The sequence below is a fragment of the Burkholderia singularis genome (assembly GCF_900176645.1).
GTDB classification, from domain to species: Bacteria; Pseudomonadota; Gammaproteobacteria; order Burkholderiales; family Burkholderiaceae; genus Burkholderia; species Burkholderia singularis.
In genome coordinates this window covers 121,900-143,094 of the sequence record NZ_FXAN01000004.1, presented here as the reverse complement: position 1 = coordinate 143,094, position 21,195 = coordinate 121,900, and the positions used below count along the sequence as shown (strand labels likewise).

Below are 21,195 nucleotides of genomic sequence, written 5' to 3'. Positions count from 1 at the left end.
CTTGACGAACGCGCGGCGGCGCCCGCATCGCCCGCATCGCCCGCATCGCCCGCAGCGCCCGCATCGCCCGCATCGCCCGCAGCGCCCGCAGCGGACTGCGATGCGATAATCCCGTCATCCGTTCACGTCATCCGTTCGAAGGAGCCCATTCGTGACCACCGCGTCCGCGATTGCCGTCGAAGGTTTTTTCGATCCGGCGACCAGCACCGTCAGTTACCTGCTGCTCGACACCACCCGCAACGAATGCGCGTTGATCGACAGCGTGCTCGACTTCGACCCGAAGTCCGGCCGCACGCGCACCGCGAGCGCGGACAAGCTGCTCGAGCGCGTGCGGGCGCTCGGCGCGCGCGTGCGCTGGCTGCTCGAGACGCATGTGCATGCCGATCATCTGTCGGCCGCGCCTTATCTGAAGAGGCAAGTGGGCGGCGAGATTGCGATCGGCGCGGCCGTGGTTCGCGTCCAACGCGTGTTCGGCACGCTGTTCAATGCCGATACGAGCTTCGCGCGCGACGGCAGCCAGTTCGACCGTCTGCTCGAGGACGGCGACACGCTGCCGCTCGGCACGCTGACCATCCGCGCGCTGCACACACCGGGCCATACGCCCGCCTGCATGACCTATGTGATCGACGACGGCGGCACCCTCGCCGCGTTCGTCGGCGATACGCTGTTCATGCCGGACTACGGCACCGCCCGCTGCGATTTCCCCGGCGGCGACGCGCGCGCGCTGTACCGGTCGATCCGCAAGGTGCTGAGCCTGCCCGCCGACACGCGCCTTTATCTGTGCCACGACTATCAGCCAGGCGGGCGCGCGGTGCAATACGTCAGCACGGTGGCCGAGCAGTTGCGCGCGAACGTGCACGTGCGCGACGGCGTGTCCGAGGACGAATTCGTCTCGATGCGCACCGCGCGCGACGCGACACTCGATATGCCGATGCTGATGCTGCCGTCGGTGCAGGTCAACATGCGCGCCGGGCACCTGCCCGAACCCGAGGACAATGGGGTGCGCTATCTGAAAATCCCGCTCAATGCGCTTTGACGCACCGGCGCGCCGGCGACGGGCGCGCATTGACACGCCACGACAAGCCCGACGATAAAAAAAGCCCGTGCGGCACACGCACGGGCTTTTTCCCGATACTTCCCTCGTCGGCGGATCAAGCGACAGGCCGCACGGCATCCGGTATCGCCGCACCCGCCGAGCGCACTATCGCCGGCAACCGCGTCAAGCCACCGCCGCCGTCCTTTTCCGCTCCTGACGCTGCATCACGAAATTCGCGCCGATGACACCGATCGTCACCGCGACGATGAAAAGCGTCGCGAGCGCGTTCATTTCCGGATTCAGGCCCAGCCGCACGCGCGAGAACACCACGAGCGGCAGCGTCGTCGAGCCGGGGCCGGACAGGAACGCGGACAGCACGAGATCGTCGATCGACAGCGTAAACGACAGCAGCCACCCCGATACGAGCGCCTGCGAAATCAGCGGCAGCGTGACGGCAAAGAACACCTTGAGCGGCGTCGCGCCGAGATCGAGCGCGGCTTCTTCGAGCGACGGATTCAGTTCGCGCACGCGCGACTGCACGATGATCGCGACATACGAGATGCACAGCATCACGTGGCCGAGCCAGATCGTGAACACTCCGCGGCCCGCCGGCCAGCCGAACCATTTGCCGAGTTCGATGAACAGCAGCAACAGCGAAATCCCCTGAATCACCTCGGGGATCACGAGCGGCGCGTTGATCATCCCGCTGTACAGCGCGAAACCGCGAAAACGGCCCATCCGCGCAAGCACGAAGCCCGCCCACGTGCCGATGGCGACCGATGCGAACGCCGTCATCACGGCGATCTTCAGCGACAGCCACGCAGCGGCGATAAGCTCGTCGTCCTCGATCAGCGCCGCATACCAGCGCGTCGAAAAACCGGACCAGACCGTGACGAGCTTCGATTCGTTGAACGAATAAACGACGAGGCTCACGATCGGGATATACAGGAACCCGAAGCCGATCGCGAGCATCAGCACCTGCAGGAAGCGATTCGGTTTCATCGACGCCGCCCCTCCTGCTCCTTCGCCTGGAAGTGCTGGAACATCGCCATCGGCACGAGCAGCAGCAACACCATCGCGCAAGTCACGGCTGACGCCATCGGCCAGTCGGCATTATTGAAGAACTCGTTCCACATCACGCGACCGATCATCAGCGTGTTCGCGCCGCCGAGCAGCTCGGGAATCACGTACTCGCCGACGGCCGGGATGAACACCAGCAGGCAGCCGGCGATGATGCCGTTCCTCGACAACGGCAGCGTGATCTGCACGAACGCCTTCCACGGCTTCGCGCCGAGGTCGTATGCGGCTTCGAGCAGGCGCAGGTCCATCTTCACGAGATGCGCGTACAGCGGCATCACGAGGAACGGCAGATACGAGTACACCATCCCGATATAAACGCCGGCATTGGTGCGATACAGTTCGATCGGCGCGCTGATGAGGCCCGTCCACATCAGAAAGTTGTTCAGCAGACCGTTGTTCTTCAGGATGCCGATCCATGCATACACGCGGATCAGGAACGACGTCCAGAACGGCAGCATCACCGCCATCATCAGCAGGTTGCGCGTGCCCGGATTGGAGCGCGCGATGTAATACGCCATCGGATAGCCGAGCAGCAGGCACAACAGCGTCGTGACCGCCGCGACGACGACCGAGTTCACATAGGTCGCGAAATACAGGCTGTCGCTGAACAAGAATGCGTAGTGCTTCAGGTTCAGCGCGATGTGCAGCACGCCGTCCTGAATCGACGTGAGTTCCGTGTAAGGCGGAATGCCGAGCTGCAATTCGGCAAAGCTGATCTTGACGACCAGCACGAACGGCACGAGGAAAAACAGCACGAGCCAGAAGAACGGGCCCGCGACAACCGCCGTGCGCCCGGTCAGACCGAACCGCTTCACCGGCCATGCGAACAGAGACGAAAGCGCGCTCATGACGTCAGCACCACGCCGGCCGATGCGCTCCAGCGCACGTAGATTTCGTCGCCCCAACCAGGCGAATCGAGTTCGGCGATCGCGAGGCTCGACACGTTCGCGATCACCGTCTTGCCGGATTCGAGCTTCACGTGGTACAGCGAATAGCCGCCCATGTACGCGACATTCGAGATGACGCCGCGCCCCCAGTTATATGCGCCGTCGGCGGGCTTGCGCGTCAACGCGATCCGCTCGGGGCGCACCGACACCGTGACCGGCATCCCGAGCGGCCCCGTGATCCCGTGGTTCACGTACAACTGGCTCGGCAGATCCGCGGATTCGATGAACACGTGATCGGGCTCGTCCTCGACGGTCGTGCCCTCGAACAGGTTCGTCGAACCGATGAATTCGGCCGAGAAGCGGCAGTTCGGATATTCGTAGACTTCGTTCGGCGTGCCGATCTGCACGATCTGGCCTTCGCTCATCACCGCGAGGCGGCTCGCCATCGTCATCGCCTCTTCCTGGTCGTGCGTGACCATGATGCAGGTGACGCCCACCTTGTCTAGAATGTTGACGAGTTCGATTTGCGTGCGCTGGCGGATCTGCTTGTCGAGCGCGGACATCGGCTCGTCGAGCAGCAGCAGCTTCGGCCGCTTGACGAGCGAGCGCGCGAGCGCCACGCGCTGCTGCTGGCCACCCGACAGCTGATGCGGCTTGCGGCTCGCGTAGCGGCTCATTTGCACGAGTTCGAGCGCGGCGTGCACGCGCTCCTTCAGCTCGGCCTTCGGCACGCCTTCCTGCTTCAGGCCGAACGCGACGTTCGCCTCGACCGTCATGTGCGGGAACAGCGCATACGACTGGAACATCATGTTCACCGGCCGCTTGTAAGGCGGCATCTGCGCGAGATCCTCGCCGTCGATCAGGATCTTGCCCGACGTCACCGTCTCGAGGCCGGCAAGCATTCTGAGCAGCGTCGACTTCCCGCACCCGGAACTGCCGAGAAGCGCGAACAGCTCGCCCTTGTGCACGTTCAGGTCGACGTTGCGCACCGCGACGGTCTCGCCGAACTTCTTGACGACGTCGACGATCTGGACAAAATTTTCGGCGCGCGTATCCGCGCCCGTCGCGCCTGCCGCAGGCGCGCCCGACTGACTATTCATGATCTGCTGTTTTGCTCCTACGTTTGACGAACAAAGCCCCCGGGAGCACCAGGGGCTTCAGAAGGCTGTCATGCTGCCGCGCGTGGCGTCAGCGTCCCGATTTCAACTCGGTCCAAAGGCGCGTCTGCAGCCGCTGAATCTCGGGCGGCAGCGGCTTCAGCAGGAACAGCGTCTTCAGCACGTCCGGATGCGGATAGACAGCCGGATCGTTCGCGACGTCCGCACGCACGTACTTGCGCGCCTCAGCGTTCGCACTCGGGTAATAAACCGCGTTCGTGATCGCCGCGTGAACCTTCGGATCCTCGATGTAGTTGATCCATTGCAGCGCGGCATCCTTGTTCTTCGCGTCCTTCGGAATCGCCATCACGTCGAACCAGACCGGCGCGCCGCCCTTCGGAATGTAGTACTCGACCTTATACGGCTTCTTCGCCTCGAGCGTGCGGTGCTTCGCGATCACGACGTCGCCCGACCAGCCGAAAGCAAAGCAGATGTCGCCGCCGACCATGTCGTTGATGTAGCCCGACGAGTTGAACTGCGTGATGTACGGGCGGATCTTCTTGAGCACCTGCATCGCGGCCTGATAGTCAGCCGGGTTCGTGCTTGCCGGGTCCTTGCCGATGTAGTGCAGCGTCGCCGCGAACATCTGGTCCGGCGCATCAAGCACCGACACGCCGCAGCTCTTGAGCTTCGAGATGTTCTCGGGCTTGAACAGGATGTCCCAATTGTCGAGCGGCACGTCGCCGAGCAGCTTCTTCGCCTTGTCGATGTTATAGCCGAGGCCCGTCGTCCCATATGCCCACGGCACCACATATTTATTGCCCGGATCGGCGCCCGCGACGAGCGACATCAGCTGGGGGTCGAGATACTTGAGGTTCGGCAGCTTCGATTTATCGAGCGGCGCGAAAATGCCGGCCGCGATCTGCTTGCCCGCGTAATTGCTGGTCGGCACGACGATGTCGTAGCCCGAATTGCCGGTCAGCAGCTTGGCCTGCAGCGTGTCGTCGCTGTCGTAATTGTCATAGCGGACCTTGACGCCCGTTTGCTTTTCGAAATTCGGGATCGTGTCCTTCGCAATGTAGTCCGACCAGTTATAGACGTTGAGCTGCGTATCCTTCGCCGCCGCCACCGACGCGCCCGCGCACAATACTAGCGCCGCCAACCGGCCCGCCACCTTTGCCTTCATCCCGTTCTCCCAGATCGAACCGATTCGATCGCCATGAGCCTCGTCATCGCGGCGCATTGTTGCGCGCCGCCCCATGAAAACCCCGAAAGCTACCATTAATCCGGGGCCGCCACAAAAATTTCCCACCTTTGTCGCACAAACGGAACACATTCGGTCTGCCAGTTGCGCCAATCCGGTGCAACAACGCGCTGCTATGCAATGGGTGCGCGCAATTTTATCGGGTTCTGACCGTGGGATCATCCGGAAAAACGGTCGGCTGGCGCCATGTCCGGCGGCTGGAATTCGGGATGCCGACAGCTGGCATTCAGTCGGCATTCAATGGTGACGGCGAGATGGGAAGCGGCGGGCATTGGCGGCCTGCGGCTGCCGGTGCGGTGCCTCGGTGTTTTGGTGTTTGACGGAACGCCGCGGCGGCGCGCCGCCCGCCGCTCGTGCGCGCAGCCCTGGCAAGCGCGCGCATCGCGCCCGCCTACGCGGCATGCGTTAACATAACGGCTTGCCGTTCACGCCCGGCCCCGCCGAACTCGATACTCAATGACCTCGAATCTTCACGACAAACCCGACAGCCCATGCATCGGCGTCTGCTCGACGCTCTTCGACGAAATCTGCAAAGGCTGCGGGCGCACGGCGGTCGAAGTCGCGAACTGGGTGTTCATGACCGATGCCGAAAAACAGGCGGTGTGGGCGCGCATCACGCGGGAAGGCACCGCCATGCGCTTCAAATACGACAAGCCATGAGCAGCATGGGCCGCTGCATCCGCGGCGCGCCCGAGTAGACGCAAAAAAAAGACGGCACGCGTACAGCCATGCCGCCAACCCCAACACTTGTTCGATGCTGCCAGGCGTCAGAACTTCATCCCAAGACCAACGCCGACGACGAGCGGATCGATGTTCAGCCGGCCGATCGGCTTACCGCCGAGCGTCGCATCGGTGTGCATCCAGATTTTCTTCAGATCGACGTTGACGAACAGCTTTTTCGTCACCTGCACGTCGACGCCGAATTGCAGCGCCGGGCCGAAGCTATGATTGCTGATGCCGACGCCCTCTCCGCCCACGCGCAAACCGTTGTTGTAGAACAGCGTGTAGTTGATGCCCGCGCCGACATACGGACGCACGCTGCCGGCATGATTGAAGTGGTATTGCAGCAGCAGCGTCGGCGGCAATACGCCGACGCCGCCCAGATTGCCGAGCGACGAAGCGACCTGGTGCCGTGACGTGCCGAGAATCAGCTCGACGCCCAGGTAATCGCGAATCATGTACGTGAAGTCCAGTTCGGGGACGATCGCGTTGTTCACGCCGACATTCAGCGCTCCCAGTGTGTCGCTTGCACGGTCCTGCGGCACGATACTGATCGCGCGAACGCGCGCGATGATGTCGCCTTGATGGATGCCGTCGCCGGGTGAGGCCGCGTGCGACAGCGAAGGAACCATCGCAAGGACGGCCGCGCAGGCGATGGCGTGAATGCGGATATGAGCGGTTTGACAACGCATGATGATTAAGCCCCCTAGGAACAGCCCCCATTTTCCCGGGAGGGGTTCCCGCTTGCCTTGATGCGTATCAAGCTTCAAGCGAGCGAGAACGATGGACGTTTTGCCGCAGGCTCAGGCGCGACGCCCGTCAGCAGCAATTCGAGCAGATCGCGCACGCTGCGGATCGCGTGCCCGAACGGCAGCGCTTCACGGCCACGGAAGAAAAGTCCGTTCGCGACGTCGCCGCGCAGCGCGGCGGCCAACCGCGTATCGATGCAGAAATGGCCGAAACGCTCGACGCCGTCCCGCCATCCGCACACGCTCAGGCATTCGAGCGCGGATGGACAACGCTGCTTGAGCGCGCCGAGCTTCGCGCGGATACGCGTCTCATGCCGCAGATAGCGCTCGAGCCACGGCGTTTTCACCGCGCGCGCGGGCAGTCCCGTGACGCTGATGAACTCGACGATATCGTCGGGCGTCGCGTTCGCGAGCACATGCTTGAAATTGGGATGCGCGTCGCCTTCCTCGGTGACGGCGAACGGCGTGCCCACCTGCACGCCGTTCGCGCCGGCGGCGAGCGCGTCGCACACCGCGCGGTGGCTGTTGATGCCGCCCGCGACGATGAGCGCAATGCGCTCGCGTTCGATTCCGAGCGTGGCGAACGTCTGCGCGGTTTCATCGAGCACGCGCGCGAATTCGAAGCGCGGGTCGCCGATGTCATCGACGCTCGCCACGCCCAGATGGCCGCCCGCGTGCGCCGGATGTTCGATCACGATCGCATCGGGCAAGCGGCCTTTCTTCATCCATTTCTTCAGCACCAGCGCGATCCCGCGGCTGTCCGACAGAATCGGAATCAGCGCGATGTCGTATCCATCGGTGAGTTCCGGCAGATCGAGCGGCAGCCCCGCGCCCATCACGATCGCGTCCGCGCCGAATTCGCACGCGACGCGCACGTAGTCCGCATGCGAGCGCACCGCTTTCATCACGTTGACGGCAATCATGCCGCGGCCCTCGCTCCAGGTCTTCGCGAGGCTGATCTCGCGCGCGAGCGCTTCGAGGTTCGCCGCCTCCAGCGTCTCGCGGACGGGTTCACGCCGGCAGCGCTCGAGCAGATCCGCGTGGTGGTGGCGCAAATCGATGCTCGCGATCGTGCCGAGCGCACCTTCGCGCGCCACGCTGCCCGCCAGCCGGTGCGCGGAAATACCGACGCCCATCCCTCCCTGTACGACAGGCAACAGCGCACGGCCGCGAATCATCAACGGCGGAAAAGAAACGGAAGCGATCATCGAAGCCTCGTCAAAACGGCAGAAAAGATTCGATGATCAGCGATTGCCGCCGCCGCATATTGACCGCCATCAAAGAAAAACGGCATGCCGCGCAAGCAGGCGGCATGCCGCCCAAGACCGGCCGGAACGGACGTGCAGCCGCGTTCAGGCCGTTTTTTTGACGCGTAGCTGCATCGATTTGTATTCCAAATATTCGTCGAGCCCGTACACGCCGTTTTCGCGGCCGATTCCCGACTGCTTGAAGCCGCCGAACGGCGCGGCCACGTTCCATCCGCCGCCGTTGATATCAACCTGCCCGGTGCGGATGCGCCGTGCGACGCGCAGCGCGCGTTCGTCGCTGCCCGCCCACACCGCGCCGCCTAGGCCGTATGGCGAATCGTTCGCGATCCGTACCGCGTCGTCTTCGTCGCGATACGTGATGATCGACAGCACCGGGCCGAAGATCTCCTCCTGCGCGATCGTCGCATCCGGCCTCACGCGGCCGAATACCGTCGGTTTCGCGAAAAACCCGCGCGACAGCCCGTCCGGCATGCCGGGGCCGCCCGCGATAAGTTCCGCGCCCTCGTCGAGGCCGCGCCGGATATAGTCCTGCACCCGCTTCTGCTGGGCAGCCGACGCAAGCGCGCCGAGCCGCGTCGCTTCATCGCGCGGATCGCCCGGGACAAAGCTCGCCGCCGCCGCCTTCGCCAGTTCGCGCACCTCGTCGTAGCGCGACTCCGGCACGAGCATGCGCGTGTGCGCCGAACACGTCTGGCCGGCGTTCAGATAGCACGAGGACACCGTGCCCTTCACCGCCGCGGCGAAATCCGCATCGTCGAGAATCACCGACGCCGATTTACCGCCCAGTTCGAGCGCGACGCGCTTCACACCCGCCGCGGCAAGCTCGGCCACGCGCTTGCCCGCGCGCGTCGAGCCGGTGAACGACACCATGTCGACCTGCGGCGCGCTGGCAAGCGCCTCGCCGACGACCGCTCCGTACCCGCACACGAGGTTGAAGACGCCAGCAGGCAATGCGGCGTCATGAATCGCTTCGGCAAGGATGAACGCGTTGAGCGGCGCGATTTCGGAAGGCTTGAGCACGACAGTGCAACCCGCCGCGAGCGCAGCCGCGATCTTCAGCGTGATCTGATGCAACGGGTAGTTCCACGGCGTGATCGCCGCGACGACGCCGACCGGCTCGCGCACGACAAGCGAATTGCCTACTTGCTCCTCGAACGCATGGGTTTCGGCAAGCTTCGCATACGCGCCCCAGTTGTATATCGGCCCGTTCACCTGAATGGCCCGCGACAGCTTGATCGGCATGCCGACCTCGCCCGTGATCGACTGCGCGAGTTCTTCGCTGCGCGCCTTCAGGTTGTCGGCGATCCGGCGCAGGTAACGGGCGCGCTCGGCGGGCGGCGTCGCGGCCCAGCCGTCGAACGCGGCGCGCGCCGCCGCGACCGCCGCCAGCGCATCATCGGCGGTGCCTTCGGGAATGCGGCCGATCGCCGCCTCGGTGGCGGAATCGATTACGTCGATCGTGCCGGCGCCGGCGCTCGGACGCCATGCCCCGCCGATATAGAACTGATCGTAGATTTTCATCGTCTCGCTCCTGGGTCGACGCAAACGAGCATTGTACTCAGCGCAGATGACATGTGCGCGCGCGAAAATTCTGATGCTTGCCGCCGAAACCGACGAGTAAGCCACCAGCAAATACGTAAGGCGCTCCGCGCTATTCAATATCGCAGCCGAGCGGCCAAAGCAAAGTCATTTCCGAAGCGCCGTTGACACTTACGCAATCTCTACTACTATCTTTGTCATTCGCATCAAAAAGCACGTTGCTTTACCGCCGAGCCGCGAGCGGATTAAATATATTATTCCGCGCATAATCGCTTCGATTTTCAATCAACAATATCAGGAGTATTTTATCGACCGATCAATCAACCGCCAACCACCAATTCAAGTCATCCCCGCCACTGAAGGAAATCATCGATGAAACGCGTTACTTCAATACTGACACCCTCGTTAATCACACTCGCCCTCGCAAGCACCGTTACTTTGGCCCAGCAAACATCCCCGGCATCTGCCGACAAGCCGATCCATCACGATATTTTCATTACGCTTAAAGACAAGAGCCCCGCCGCCGTTCAAAAACAACTCGAACTCGGCAGAAAATACCTTACCAATCACCCCGGCGAACTGTCGTTCTCCGCGACGGTCCTGGCGCAGAATTTAACGCGTCACCAGCAGGTATCCTATCTCTTCAACGAAGACAACTTCGACGTGGCTTTTCATTTAGTATTTTCCGGCCGAAGCGCGCATGACAAATACCAAGTCTCCGATGCGCACGTCAAGCACTTCATCCCGCAGAGCAATCCGAACTGGGTAAAGATCCGCGTCTTCGATTCCGTCGAGCCTTAACACCTGTGACCATTCGGAAGAGGCAGACACGCCTCGGTACGTATCTCACCTTATCGGCTCGACTTTGATACTGCCACTGCGACGCGCCTCGGACACATGCCAGAGACGTTGCGCCTTTTCCGTTCGTCGAGATAATGCGTCATATGTGCCGATTTTTATAAATCGTTTTTTGACGAATATCTTATCTGCAATTTTTCTTAATTTCTTATTGATCCATGATCCACCAGGGATAAAGCGCCTGCCGCCGAACCCAAAGCGCTTCATCCCCGGTTGAATCAATAATGAATGATCGGATGCTTCTACAGGCAGATTTTCATGCCCTCAAGGACACGATTTACTGAATACCTTTACTCGCCAGAAAATCCTCGTAATTGCCGCCGAAGTCGACCAGCGTGCCGTCCGTGCGCACTTCGATGATCCGGTTCGCGAGGCCGCTGACGAACTCGCGGTCGTGCGACACGAAGATCAGCGTGCCTTCGAATTTCTCGAGCGCGATTTGCAGCGACTCGATCGACTCCATGTCCATATGGTTGGTCGGCTCGTCCATCAGCAGCACGTTGTGGCGGCCGAGCATCAGCTTGCCCCAGATCATCCGGCCCTTCTCGCCGCCCGACAGCACCTTCACCGATTTCTTGATGTCGTCCGCCGAGAACAGCAGGCGGCCGAGCGTGCCGCGCACCATCGTCTCGTCGTCGCCGTCCTTGCGGTACTGGTCGATCCAGTCCATCAGCGTGATGTCGTTCGGGAATTCCTCATAGGTGTCCTGCGGCATATAGCCGACGTTCGCGTTCTCAGCCCACTTCACCGTGCCGTGATCGAGCGTCAGGTTGCCGTACAGCGCGCGCAACAGCGTCGTCTTGCCCGCGCCGTTCTCGCCGATGATCGCGATGCGCTCGCCCGGCTGCACCGACAGATTGAAGTTCTGGAAAATCGTGCGCTCGTACTGCTTCGTGATGCCTTCGGCCACCACCGCGATGTTGTGCAGCTTCTTGTCGAACTCGAAGCGGATGAACGGATTCTGCCGCGACGACGGCTTGAATTCCTCGATCTTGATCTTGTCGATCTGCTTGGCGCGGCTCGTTGCCTGACGCGCCTTCGATTTATTCGCCGAGAAACGGCGCACGAAGTCCTGCAGTTCGGCCACGCGTTCCTTCGCGCGCGCGTTCGCCGCGGCCTGGCGCTCGCGCGCCTGGGCAGACGCGAGCATGTAGTCGTCGTAGTTGCCCGGCCAGACCTTCAGCGTGCCGTAGTCCATATCGGCCATGTGCGTGCACACCGAGTTCAGGAAGTGACGATCATGCGAAATGATGATCATCGTCGAGTTGTAGTTGTTCAGCGTGTCCTCGAGCCAGCGGATCGAGTTGATGTCGAGGTTGTTGGTCGGCTCGTCGAGCAGCAGCACGTCCGGATTCGAGAACAGCGCCTGCGCGAGCAGCACACGCAGTTTCCAGCCGGGCGCGACTTCGCTCATCGTGCCGTTATGGAATTTCTCGTCGATGCCGATGCCGAGCAACAGCGCGCCCGCGCGTGCCTCGGCGTCATAGCCGCCGTATTCGGCGAATTTGGCTTCGAGTTCGGCGGCGTGCATGTAGTCGTCGTCGGTCGCGTCGGGATTCGCGTAAATCGCATCGCGCTCGGTCATCGCGGCCCACATTTCGGTGTGACCCATCATCACGACATCGAGCACGCGCACGTCCTCATACGCGAACTGATCCTGACGCAGCTTGCCGAGGCGCACATTCGGCTCGAGCGCGACGTTGCCCGCGCTCGGCTCGAGATCGCCGCCGAGGATTTTCATGAGGGTCGACTTGCCGCAGCCGTTCGCCCCGATGAGGCCGTAGCGGTTGCCCTCCCCGAACTTGACCGAGATGTTCTCGAACAAGGGCTTGGGCCCGAATTGCATCGTGATGTTGGCGGTAGAAAGCACAGCGTTGCCCCGTTAAGAGGTATGGATCGACGGAAAACCGGGTATTTTAGCAGGAGTCGATGAAGCCCACGCCCTGGACATGCACAGGCGCTCCGGTAATCGGGGATGCATCGGCCTATCGCCCCCGGCCGGCCTGGCCGAATGGCCCGGTGCGATATGGCAGCGTATCGCGCGAATAGCCGGCTCGAGCGAACCGTATCGGCCGGCGCCGTGTGCAACCCGGCGATCCTGGCGATACGGGCCGGCCACGTCGATCCGCGCGGCTATTCGCCCCGCCGACTCGACCGCCAGCCGACAGACGGTGTGCGGCCCGCTGCGTGCGCGCGGCCCACGCCGCGGGCATCCTGCCCCGGCCGGACTATTTCGCCGCCGCGGCCTTGCCCGGCGCCGCCGCTTTCGGCGGCGTCCTGAGTTGCGTGAACATCTGCGCGCACGGCACGTCCTGATTATTGCTCGGCGCGATCAGCGGAATCAGCGCGGCGAATGGATTCAACAGGCCGAGCCCGACCATCGCGCCCGCCCGCAACGCGAGCGCAGTCACGTTCACGCCGACATCCGGCTTCGAAAACGTGCCCTTCACATAGAACGGCGAGCGTAGTGAAAAGATCCGGAACCCCTTCGTCTGCGGATGGATGACCAAATTCAGCGACTCGTCGCGCAGGCTGACGGTGCCGTCGACGCGAATCACCGCGTCGTCGGTATCGAGCGCGAACACCTTCGAATCGAGAATGCCGTTCGTCGCGACGAAATCGATGGCCGCGCAATTGATCCTGACGTCACGCGCGCCGAACAATTTCTCGTAGACGACGTTCGCGACGTTGAGCCCGGCGGCCTCCATCAGCAGCCGGCTGATCGCGCCGTTCGTGACGAGCGCCTTCATCTCGCCGTTGGAGGTCGCCGCGAGCGCGGCAGGTGAATTGCCGGTCGCAGACAATGCGGCGTCGCCGTTGATCTCGCCCAGCGCCGATTGCATCACCTTTTGCGTCGGAAACAGCTGCTTGAGCTTCAAGTGCCGCGCCGCGATCGTGAACCGGCCCTTGAGCGGCGCGCTGCTGCCGTCGAGCCGCGCATCGGTCGCGAGCGTTCCGCCCGCGACGCCGAACTTGAGCGGCACGAGCGAGAGCACGCCGTCCTGCATCACGATATGCGTGTACAGATCGGTGATCGGCAAATCGCTGCGCTTGACGAGCTTCTTGCCGGTGAATTTCACGTCGACGTCGAGTGCGCGCCAGCGGTCGGTGCGGAACGTTTCGACCGGCAGCACGCGACCGGCCGGCTGCTTCGTCGTATCGCCGCGCTTCGCTTTGCTCGCGGCGGTATCGGCGCCGATGATCGGCGCGAGATCCGAGAATTGCAGCAGATTCGACACGAGTTCGCCCGACAGCAGCGCCCGCGGCTCGCGCTGCGCATACGTGAGCGTGCCGCGCAGATCGCTGCCGCCGACGCGGCCGTTGAAGTTCTCGTAGCGGAACGTGCTCGCATGGCGTTTGAAATTGCCGACGAGACGCCCTTCGGTCGCGTAAGGCGGCGTGTCGGGCAGCGTGATGCCGGCAAGCGGATACAGATGGGACATACTCGCGCCCTGCAGCCACAAGCGCAGGTCGAGCGCCGCGAGATGCGTGGGATCGGTGAGCGTGCCGACGATCGCCAGGCGCGTATCGCCGGCTTTCACGTCGGCCTGCAGCGGAAACGGCCTCGATGCGTCCTGCAACGCGAGCACGCCGCCGAGCTTGCCGGTGCCGTCGATCGGCACGCCCTTGTAGCGGCCCTTGACGCTCAGGCCGAACGCGTAGGTGGGGCCGGCCGGCTTCGCCGGCGCGCCCGCGGAGGCAGCCGAAGCGCCGCTTGCGCCGGAGGCGGAGGCATCGATGCCGGCGAGCTTGCCGGCTGCCGCGCCGGACGATGCCGAAGCCGAAGAAGCCGTCAGCGCTGCGACCGGCTGCGACGACGTCGGCGATGCTCGGGACGGCGTCCCGCCCGCCGGCATTGATGCCGCCTGGCCGCCGCCATTTGCCGCGCCAGCCGCCGCGCCCGCGGCGAAAGCCGAAGCAGACGACGCGGCAGGCGCGGCCGAAGCCTGCGCCGCCACCTGCGCCTTCGCCTTCGCGCTCAGTTGCGCGGCGCCTTTCTTGCCGACGCGCTGCGCCGACGCCGCACGCGAGGTCTGCTCCTGCTGCGCGAGCACGTCGCCCAGTGCAATGGGCTGGCCGAGCGTATCGATCGCCACGGTCAGATCGGCCTTCGTGATCGCATCACGATAGGTGACCCAGCCTTTCGCAAAGCCGAAATTGTGCAATTGCACCTTCCAACGCGAAGGCTGCGCCGATTTCTTGAACTCGAAGGTCCAGTTGTTCCGGCCATCCGCCAGGCGTTCGATGTCGACGGCGGGATTGACGAGTTCGATCGTCGGGATCACGACCTCGTGCGCCAGCAGCGGCAGCACGGCCACTGTGAAATGCGCGCCGCCGAGCGTTGCAAATTGGGACGCCTTGGCCCAATCCGGATTGCCGACGACAATGTCCGAGGCCGAGAACGTCGGCCACGGCACCCATGCGCGCCAGCCGGTTTCTGTGTCGGGGCGCCGCCAGCCGACCGAAAGATCGCCCCGGATCTCGAACGGCCGGCCGATCGACTCGCTCACCTGTTCGTTGATCCAAGGCTTCGCGCGGTTCCAGTCGAACGCGACGAGGAACACGCCGAGCGCCGCGGCCAGCACCACGATGACGCCGACGATCCACGCCACCGTTTTGCCGAGGGTTCGGGATAGCGTCATGCCAGATTCCGTCGTTGTTGTTCCTGTCTGATCCGGCAGCGCAAACGACATCGCCACCAGCGGACCAGTATTATGACGCACGGTATCCGGTCACCCGCCCCCATTAACCCTTTTTTGCTTTTTTTGCATTTCCTTATGCCAGCCGACGTCCTGATCGAAACGCAGCAGCTTGCCCGCCGCGACGCGGCAAGCGGCAAGACGCTCCTCGCGCCGACCGATTTCGCGCTCAGACCGGGCGAGCGGATCGCCGTCACCGGTCCGTCCGGCGCCGGCAAAAGCGTGTTCCTGCGCGCACTCGCGCTGCTCGATCCGGTCGACGGCGGCACGCTGCTCTGGCGCGGCCAGCGCGTCGCGCGTGCGGCGATTCCGCGTTACCGGCGCAGCGTCGCCTATGTGCGGCAGCGCCCGGCCACCGCGGACGGCACGGTCGAAGCGCTGTTGCGCTACCCATACTCGCTGGCCGTCTACCGCGATGTGCGCTTCGATCGCGCACGCGCGGCGCGCCTCGCCGCGCAGGCCGGACGCGGCGACGATTTTCTCGACAAGGCGGCAAGCGAGCTGTCCGGCGGCGAAGCGCAGATCGCCGCGCTGCTGCGCGTGCTGCAACTCGATCCCGACGTGCTGCTGCTCGACGAGCCCACGTCCGCGCTCGACCCGGACTCGGCGCGCGCGATCGAAGCGCTTGTCGCCGCATGGTACGACGCCGCGCCCGGCGCGCGCGCGTATCTGTGGATCTCGCACGATCCCGCGCAGGCCGGGCGGATCGGCCACCGGCGCCTGGCGATGCGCGCCGGCGCGCTCGACGACGCAGCGACGCAGGCCAGCCGATGAACGCACCGCTGCAAAACCTGAGCCTCGTCGACGTCGGCATCGCCGCGCTGCTCGTCGCGGTCAACGGCGCGCTGTCGGCCGCGCTGTCGCTCGGCCTCGGCCGCAAGCTCGCATGGGCCGCCGCGCGCACCGTCGTCCAATTGCTCGCGATCGGCTACGTGCTCGGCTGGGTGTTCGGCCATCCGCATTGGTACGTCGTGCTGCCGCTCGTCGCGCTGATGACGCTCATCGCCGGCCTCGCGGGCGCCGCGCGCGGCAAGCGCACCTACGCCGGCCAGCGCATCGACAGCATCGTGTCGATCTGGGCGAGCTGCTGGCTCGTCGCGGCGGTCGGGCTGTTCGGCGTGATTCGCATCCATCCGTGGTACGCGCCGCAATACGCGATTCCGATCGTCGGCATGATTCTCGGCAACACGCTGACGGGCGTGTCGCTCGGCATCGAGCGGATGATGGAGGAGCTGACCGCGCGGCGCGATCGCGTCGAAACCGCGCTCGCGCTCGGCGCGACGCGCTGGGAGGCCGCGCGGGACGCCGCGCGGCAAGCCGTGCGCGCGGGCATGCTGCCGACGCTCAACCAGATGGCCGTGGTCGGCGTCGTGAGCCTGCCGGGCATGATGACGGGCCAGGTGCTCGCCGGACAGTCGCCGCTACAGGCGGTCCGCTATCAAATCGTCATCATGTTTCTGATCGCGGCGGCATCGGCGCTCGGCACCGTCGGCGCGGTACTGTCGACCTATCGGCGGCTTTTTTCCGCCGAGCACCGTTTTCTGGCGCAGCGGCTCGTCGAACGGGGCGCGAACGACGGCGGCTGACGCCCACGCCCGCCAACGCAGCGCCGGCCCGGTCGCCTACCGCTTGACCGACACCGTGACCTTCGTGCCGTCGCTCAACGTCATCGACTTCGAACCGCCCGCGGTCGGAATCGATATCCACTTGACCTGGCTCACGGTTACGACGTTCGGGCATTGCAGCGCCTTGCCGCCGGCCGTGACGGCTTTCGCGCCGCCCGGCGCGCTCGCCTGAAAGCTGATCTGCACGTTCGCGATTCCCTTGTCGTCGACCGACGGCGCAAGCCGCACCTGGGTTTGGCGCACCATCGCGCCGTTCGCGTCGCGCGGCAGCGCAGCCGCGTTCGGACACGCGTCGGGCATCGGCACCGCGCCCCCGGGCGGCACCGACTTCCAGTTGAAGTCGTCGGTTTCGCCGGAGCGGATCTTACGCGTTTCCTGCATCGTGCCGAACTGCTTCGATTCGACCTTGACCGTATAACGAAGCTGGCCGTCGTTGCCGCCGAGTATGCTCGCCTTGATGGGCGGCGCGGCATGCGCGGCGGATATCGACAGCAGCGCGGCCGCGCACGGCGCGACGAGCGCCATCGAAATGCGTTGACTCATGCTGACCCTCCTTGGACGGCGACGGGCTGCGCGAATCGCCGGTTATCAATGCATGACGCTTCTGCCGGTACGCATCGGCACGCCGGGCCGCACCCAGCGTGCCGGCCGGCAAAGCCCCGCGCGAGCGGCGCCTGCGCGGGCCTTGAAGCTTGTTTCGTATCAGTCTACCGCCTGAGGCCCGCCGCGCATCGGGTGTTACCCCTGCTTGCGCATCGCGGCAAACCGGTGTGCGCGCACAGGCACAGCGTGCGCCGCCGCCCGTGCGCGGGCCGGCCGGCGCGACCGGCTACAATGCCGGTTCGCCGCATCGAGCATCGCGGCGTTCGTCATTGGCTCCACCGTGTCCCATTCATGACCACGAATCTTGTCATCCAAAGCCCCGCGCCGCTATCCGACGCGCACCACAAACCGCTCACCGCGCTCGCGCGCGGTGCGCGCGCCGTCCCGCTCGATGCTCACGCGCTGCGTATCGAGCGTGCGGACCCCGCGCAACGGGCCGACATCGCCGTGTATTGCGGCACGCATGCGCTCGACTACGCATTCGTCGACGCGAACAAACGGCTCGCCGATTTCGGCCTCGTTGCGATGGACATGGACTCGACGCTGATCACGATCGAATGCATCGACGAAATCGCGGATTTCTGCGGACTGAGGGCGGAAGTCGCCGCGATCACCGAAGCGTCGATGCGCGGCGAGATCGCGGATTTCAACGAAAGCGTGACGCGCCGCGTCGCGCTGCTGGCCGGGCTCGACGCGAGCGCGCTCGAGCGGGTGTACGACGAACGGCTGCGCCTGTCGCCGGGCGCCGAGGCGATGCTCGCCGGCGTGAAGGCCGCCGGCCTGAAGACGCTGCTCGTCTCGGGCGGCTTCACCTATTTCACCGAACGGCTGAAGGCGCGGCTCAACCTCGACTATGCGTATTCGAACACGCTGGAGATCGTCGACGGCAAGCTGACGGGCCGGATCGTCGGCGAGATCGTCAATGCGCACGTGAAGGCGCGCAAGCTGCGCGAAACCTGCGCGGCGCTTGGCATCGAGCCCGAGCGCGCGATCGCGATGGGCGACGGCTCGAACGATCTGGCGATGATGGCGAGCGCGGGCCTGTCGGTCGCGTTTCGCGCGAAGCCCGTCGTGCGCGATGCGGCGAGCGTCGCATTCGATCACGTCGGCCTCGATGGGCTGTTGCGTTTGTTCTGAATTCTGAGTTCCGACGTCGCGCCGCCGCGGCCGCCGCCGGCGGCGCGACCGGGATCACGCAAGCGTATCGGCGAGCGAGCGCTCGATATCCGCGCGCAGATCAGCCTCGTCCTCGAGGCCGATATAGAAGCGCACCAGCGTGCCGCGATGCGGCCACGGCGTGGTGCGCATCGATTGAATGTCGTAAGGCACCGCGAGGCTGCGTGAGCCGCCCCAGCTCCAGCCGATCGCGAACAGCTCCAGCGCCTCGACGAAGCGATCGATCTGCGCGGCGGAATAACGCGCGTCGAACACCACCGAAAACAGCCCGCCCGCGCCGCTGAAATCGCGAACGAACTCAGCGTGGCCCGGACAGTCGGGAAGCTGCGGATGCAGCACCGCGGCGATTTCCGGGCGCGCCTTCAGCCACCGCGCAAGCGATAGCGCGCTCTTGCCGTGCGCGTCGAAACGCACCCGCATGCTCGGCAGGCTGCGCAGCACGAGCGCGCAATCGTCGGCCGACACGTTGAAGCCGAGCCGCATCCGCGCCAGCTTGAGCTTCGCGTGCAGATTCGCATCGGCGGTGATGGTCGCCCCCATTAATACGTCGCTGCCGCCCGATTGATATTTCGTCAACGCCTGCACCGAGATGTCGACGCCATGCTCGAACGGCTTGAACGCGAGGCCAGCCGAGTAGGTGTTGTCGATCGCGGTGACGATGCCGCGCTCGCGCGCGAGCGCGGTGATCGCCGGCACGTCGGGCACTTCCATCGTCACCGAGCCGGGCGCCTCGAGCCATAGCAGCCGCGTATTCGGCCGGATCAGCCCGGCAACGCCCGCCGCGCCGGCGAGCGGATCGTAAAAGCGCACGGTCACGCCGAAATCCTTCGCGAGCCATTGGCCGAGATCGCCATTCGGGCCATACGCGTTGGCCGGAATCAGCACGTCGTCGCCCGTCTTGACGAGGCCGAAATACACATTCACGATCGACGCGAGCCCCGACGGCTGCAACAGCGCGTGCTCGCCGCCCTCGATCCGCGCGAGCTGCTGCGCAAGCGCGAACGACGTGGGCGTCGCATGCATGCCGTAGCGCCATTGATCGTCGCGACGCCAGTCGATGCTGCGCATCGCCGCGAGATCCGGGAAAACCACCGTCGACGCCCGTTCGAGCGGCGCGACGAACGATTCGAATCCGGCGGGAATACGGTCGTCCGGCTGGACGATGCGAGTTTGCAAAGCGCGTTTGGACTGGGATGCGGTCATGACTGAAAGGGCTCGGTGCAACGCGAACCTGGTGATGGCAATCCGGGTAGCTTACCGGATTCGCGCGGCGCGATCTGCACTGCCCGAAGCTGCCCGACGTCGCTCGCAGCCGGCCGAAGCCCGCTGTAAGCCGCCCGTTCATTGCGCACACCGATGATCTATAGTGGAGTCGGCACGCCCACTCGATGTCGATGCCCGGTGCGGCGCGGCGGCAGCGCACGAGCCACACGTCGATTACGCCAGCCCGACCTCATGAAACGAACCCCGAACTCCATCCATTACGCGCCATGAATCCAACGGAATGCATCGACCGCCTGATTGCAGAAATTACGGACTGGCGCGGCGAAACGCTCGCCGGCGTTCGCAAGTGCATCCTCGCGGCCGATCCGGCGATCGTCGAGGAATGGAAGTGGATGGGCAGCCCGGTGTGGTCCCGCGACGGCATTATCGCGGTCGCCAACGCACATAAGAACAAGGTGAAGCTGACCTTCATGTACGGCGCGAGTCTGCCCGACCCGGCCCGGCTCTTCAACGCGGGATTGGAAGGCAACGCGAGGCGGGCAATCGATTTTTTCGAGGGCGACGAGATCGACGGCCGCGCGCTGCAGCAACTCGTGCGCGCCGCCATTGAATACAATCAGACCAAAACGAAAAGGAAAGCGCCTACGGGCACCCGCTCGCGGAGCGCGCCCGAAAACGCCAAAAAGAACGCATGAAGCCGCCACACTGGCTTTGACTCCACGATATGACCCCGGCCGCCCCGCCTGCGGCGCCCGCGCGGATCAGTCGGCCGTCGTCAGATTGCTCACGCCGCCGACGCCGCGCCCCGCCCCTCGCTCGGCCGAGCCGCTCGCCGCCGACGGCATAGCCGCCGCGCGCGGCTTGGCCGCCGCGCCGCCGCCCGCCGGATGCAACTCGACCGGCACCGGGTCCGATTGGTCCGCCTTCATCCGGTCGGCCGCCAGATTGCCCGACGCATCGAAACGGCCGATCCACACGCCGGTAATGTTCGTGCCGTCGTCCGATTCCTCGATTTCGAGCGTGTCGCCGTCGCGATCGCCCGCGAGCAGGACGACCGCGCCCGTATCGACATACTGGCATTCGCCATGCACGCCCGGCTCGTCCGTCTTCGGCCCAAGCCGCACGACGATCGGCCGGCCACCCAGCGTTCCTTCGTAGCGAGGCAGGCGCGCATACGCAGGGTTCGGCTTGAGCGGTACGGCAGGCGGCGGCACGTCGGCCGGCGCCGCAGTCGAGGCCGCGTCCGACGCGCCGGCGACAGCCGCCGCCGGTTGAGGTTGAGGCTGCGCGAACGCAAACGCCGCCGCCGTCGCAAGCGCGACGCACGCCGCCCCGCGCATCCCGTCCATTCGCTTCACCCGCATATGCG

General features: G+C 64.7%; 19 protein-coding genes. 7 read left to right on the top strand and 12 right to left on the bottom strand.

What is annotated here, in order from left to right:
* The first annotated feature begins 151 nt into the window (after positions 1-151).
* Positions 152-1,036, top strand: a complete 885-nt coding sequence (locus BSIN_RS00785) for an MBL fold metallo-hydrolase (RefSeq protein WP_089339196.1) — start codon at positions 152-154, stop codon at positions 1,034-1,036.
* 183 nt (positions 1,037-1,219) lie between these two features.
* Here the strand turns inward: BSIN_RS00785 and BSIN_RS00780 are convergent, their stop codons facing one another.
* From BSIN_RS00780 to BSIN_RS00765, 4 genes are all read right to left on the bottom strand, one after another.
* On the bottom strand, positions 1,220-2,038 hold the full coding sequence (locus BSIN_RS00780; RefSeq protein ID WP_059519397.1) for an ABC transporter permease subunit: 819 nt from the start codon (positions 2,036-2,038) through the stop codon (positions 1,220-1,222).
* Positions 2,035-2,964, bottom strand: a complete 930-nt coding sequence (locus tag BSIN_RS00775) for an ABC transporter permease subunit (RefSeq protein ID WP_059519395.1) — start codon at positions 2,962-2,964, stop codon at positions 2,035-2,037. Before BSIN_RS00775 ends, BSIN_RS00780 begins: the two co-directional genes overlap by 4 nt.
* On the bottom strand, positions 2,961-4,103 hold the full coding sequence (locus BSIN_RS00770; RefSeq protein WP_089339195.1) for an ABC transporter ATP-binding protein: 1,143 nt from the start codon (positions 4,101-4,103) through the stop codon (positions 2,961-2,963). The genes BSIN_RS00775 and BSIN_RS00770 overlap by 4 nt, the downstream gene beginning before the upstream one ends.
* A gap of 88 nt (positions 4,104-4,191) precedes the next feature.
* The gene (locus BSIN_RS00765) at positions 4,192-5,286 is read right to left on the bottom strand and encodes a polyamine ABC transporter substrate-binding protein (RefSeq protein ID WP_059519406.1); all 1,095 of its coding nucleotides are present in this window, start codon (positions 5,284-5,286) and stop codon (positions 4,192-4,194) included.
* A 534-nt stretch (positions 5,287-5,820) separates the two neighbouring features.
* Here BSIN_RS00765 and BSIN_RS00760 point away from each other — a divergent pair.
* Positions 5,821-6,024, top strand: coding sequence for a DUF1289 domain-containing protein (locus BSIN_RS00760; RefSeq protein ID WP_059519392.1), 204 nt, complete (start codon positions 5,821-5,823; stop codon positions 6,022-6,024).
* A 107-nt stretch (positions 6,025-6,131) separates the two neighbouring features.
* Here the strand turns inward: BSIN_RS00760 and BSIN_RS00755 are convergent, their stop codons facing one another.
* The 3 genes from BSIN_RS00755 to BSIN_RS00745 form a co-directional block, all read right to left on the bottom strand.
* Positions 6,132-6,776: an OmpW/AlkL family protein gene (locus tag BSIN_RS00755; RefSeq protein WP_089339194.1), complete on the bottom strand. Its 645-nt coding sequence runs from the start codon at positions 6,774-6,776 to the stop codon at positions 6,132-6,134.
* Between the two features lie 74 nt (positions 6,777-6,850).
* A complete protein-coding gene (locus BSIN_RS00750; protein ID WP_089339193.1) occupies positions 6,851-8,041 on the bottom strand; it encodes an NAD(P)H-dependent flavin oxidoreductase in 1,191 nt (396 codons plus the stop codon).
* A gap of 144 nt (positions 8,042-8,185) precedes the next feature.
* Positions 8,186-9,622 carry an aldehyde dehydrogenase family protein gene (locus BSIN_RS00745; protein ID WP_089339192.1) on the bottom strand — a complete coding sequence of 479 codons (1,437 nt, stop codon included), beginning with the start codon at positions 9,620-9,622 and terminating at the stop codon, positions 8,186-8,188.
* Between the two features lie 390 nt (positions 9,623-10,012).
* Between BSIN_RS00745 and BSIN_RS00740 the strand changes: the two genes are divergently transcribed.
* Complete coding sequence (locus BSIN_RS00740; RefSeq protein ID WP_083237274.1) at positions 10,013-10,441, top strand: antibiotic biosynthesis monooxygenase family protein; 429 nt, start codon at positions 10,013-10,015, stop codon at positions 10,439-10,441.
* A gap of 334 nt (positions 10,442-10,775) precedes the next feature.
* Here the strand turns inward: BSIN_RS00740 and BSIN_RS00735 are convergent, their stop codons facing one another.
* Both BSIN_RS00735 and BSIN_RS00730 read right to left on the bottom strand, forming a co-directional pair.
* A complete protein-coding gene (locus BSIN_RS00735; RefSeq protein ID WP_089339191.1) occupies positions 10,776-12,368 on the bottom strand; it encodes an ABC-F family ATPase in 1,593 nt (530 codons plus the stop codon).
* A 358-nt stretch (positions 12,369-12,726) separates the two neighbouring features.
* On the bottom strand, positions 12,727-15,141 hold the full coding sequence (locus BSIN_RS00730; protein WP_089339190.1) for an AsmA family protein: 2,415 nt from the start codon (positions 15,139-15,141) through the stop codon (positions 12,727-12,729).
* 135 nt (positions 15,142-15,276) lie between these two features.
* Between BSIN_RS00730 and BSIN_RS00725 the strand changes: the two genes are divergently transcribed.
* Positions 15,277-15,972 carry an ABC transporter ATP-binding protein gene (locus BSIN_RS00725; RefSeq protein ID WP_089339189.1) on the top strand — a complete coding sequence of 232 codons (696 nt, stop codon included), beginning with the start codon at positions 15,277-15,279 and terminating at the stop codon, positions 15,970-15,972.
* Entirely contained in the window at positions 15,969-16,784 is an 816-nt protein-coding gene (locus BSIN_RS00720; RefSeq protein ID WP_089339188.1) for an ABC transporter permease, read from the top strand. The genes BSIN_RS00725 and BSIN_RS00720 overlap by 4 nt, the downstream gene beginning before the upstream one ends.
* A 36-nt stretch (positions 16,785-16,820) precedes the next feature.
* Here the strand turns inward: BSIN_RS00720 and BSIN_RS00715 are convergent, their stop codons facing one another.
* Positions 16,821-17,366 (bottom strand): DUF6013 family protein, encoded by a 546-nt coding sequence (locus BSIN_RS00715; protein WP_089339187.1) that lies wholly within the window; start codon positions 17,364-17,366, stop codon positions 16,821-16,823.
* Between the two features lie 351 nt (positions 17,367-17,717).
* Here BSIN_RS00715 and serB point away from each other — a divergent pair, with 351 nt between their 5' ends.
* Complete coding sequence (gene serB / locus BSIN_RS00710; protein ID WP_089339186.1) at positions 17,718-18,563, top strand: phosphoserine phosphatase SerB; 846 nt, start codon at positions 17,718-17,720, stop codon at positions 18,561-18,563.
* A 54-nt stretch (positions 18,564-18,617) separates the two neighbouring features.
* Here the strand turns inward: serB and BSIN_RS00705 are convergent, their stop codons facing one another.
* Positions 18,618-19,805 carry a cystathionine beta-lyase gene (locus tag BSIN_RS00705; RefSeq protein WP_089339185.1) on the bottom strand — a complete coding sequence of 396 codons (1,188 nt, stop codon included), beginning with the start codon at positions 19,803-19,805 and terminating at the stop codon, positions 18,618-18,620.
* A 287-nt stretch (positions 19,806-20,092) separates the two neighbouring features.
* Between BSIN_RS00705 and BSIN_RS00700 the strand changes: the two genes are divergently transcribed.
* Positions 20,093-20,521: a DUF1801 domain-containing protein gene (locus tag BSIN_RS00700; RefSeq protein WP_059519367.1), complete on the top strand. Its 429-nt coding sequence runs from the start codon at positions 20,093-20,095 to the stop codon at positions 20,519-20,521.
* Positions 20,522-20,587: 66 nt separating this feature from the next.
* On the opposite strand, the gene BSIN_RS00695 is transcribed toward BSIN_RS00700, so the two are convergent.
* The gene (locus tag BSIN_RS00695) at positions 20,588-21,184 is read right to left on the bottom strand and encodes a hypothetical protein (protein ID WP_089339205.1); all 597 of its coding nucleotides are present in this window, start codon (positions 21,182-21,184) and stop codon (positions 20,588-20,590) included.
* Positions 21,185-21,195: the final 11 nt, after the last annotated feature.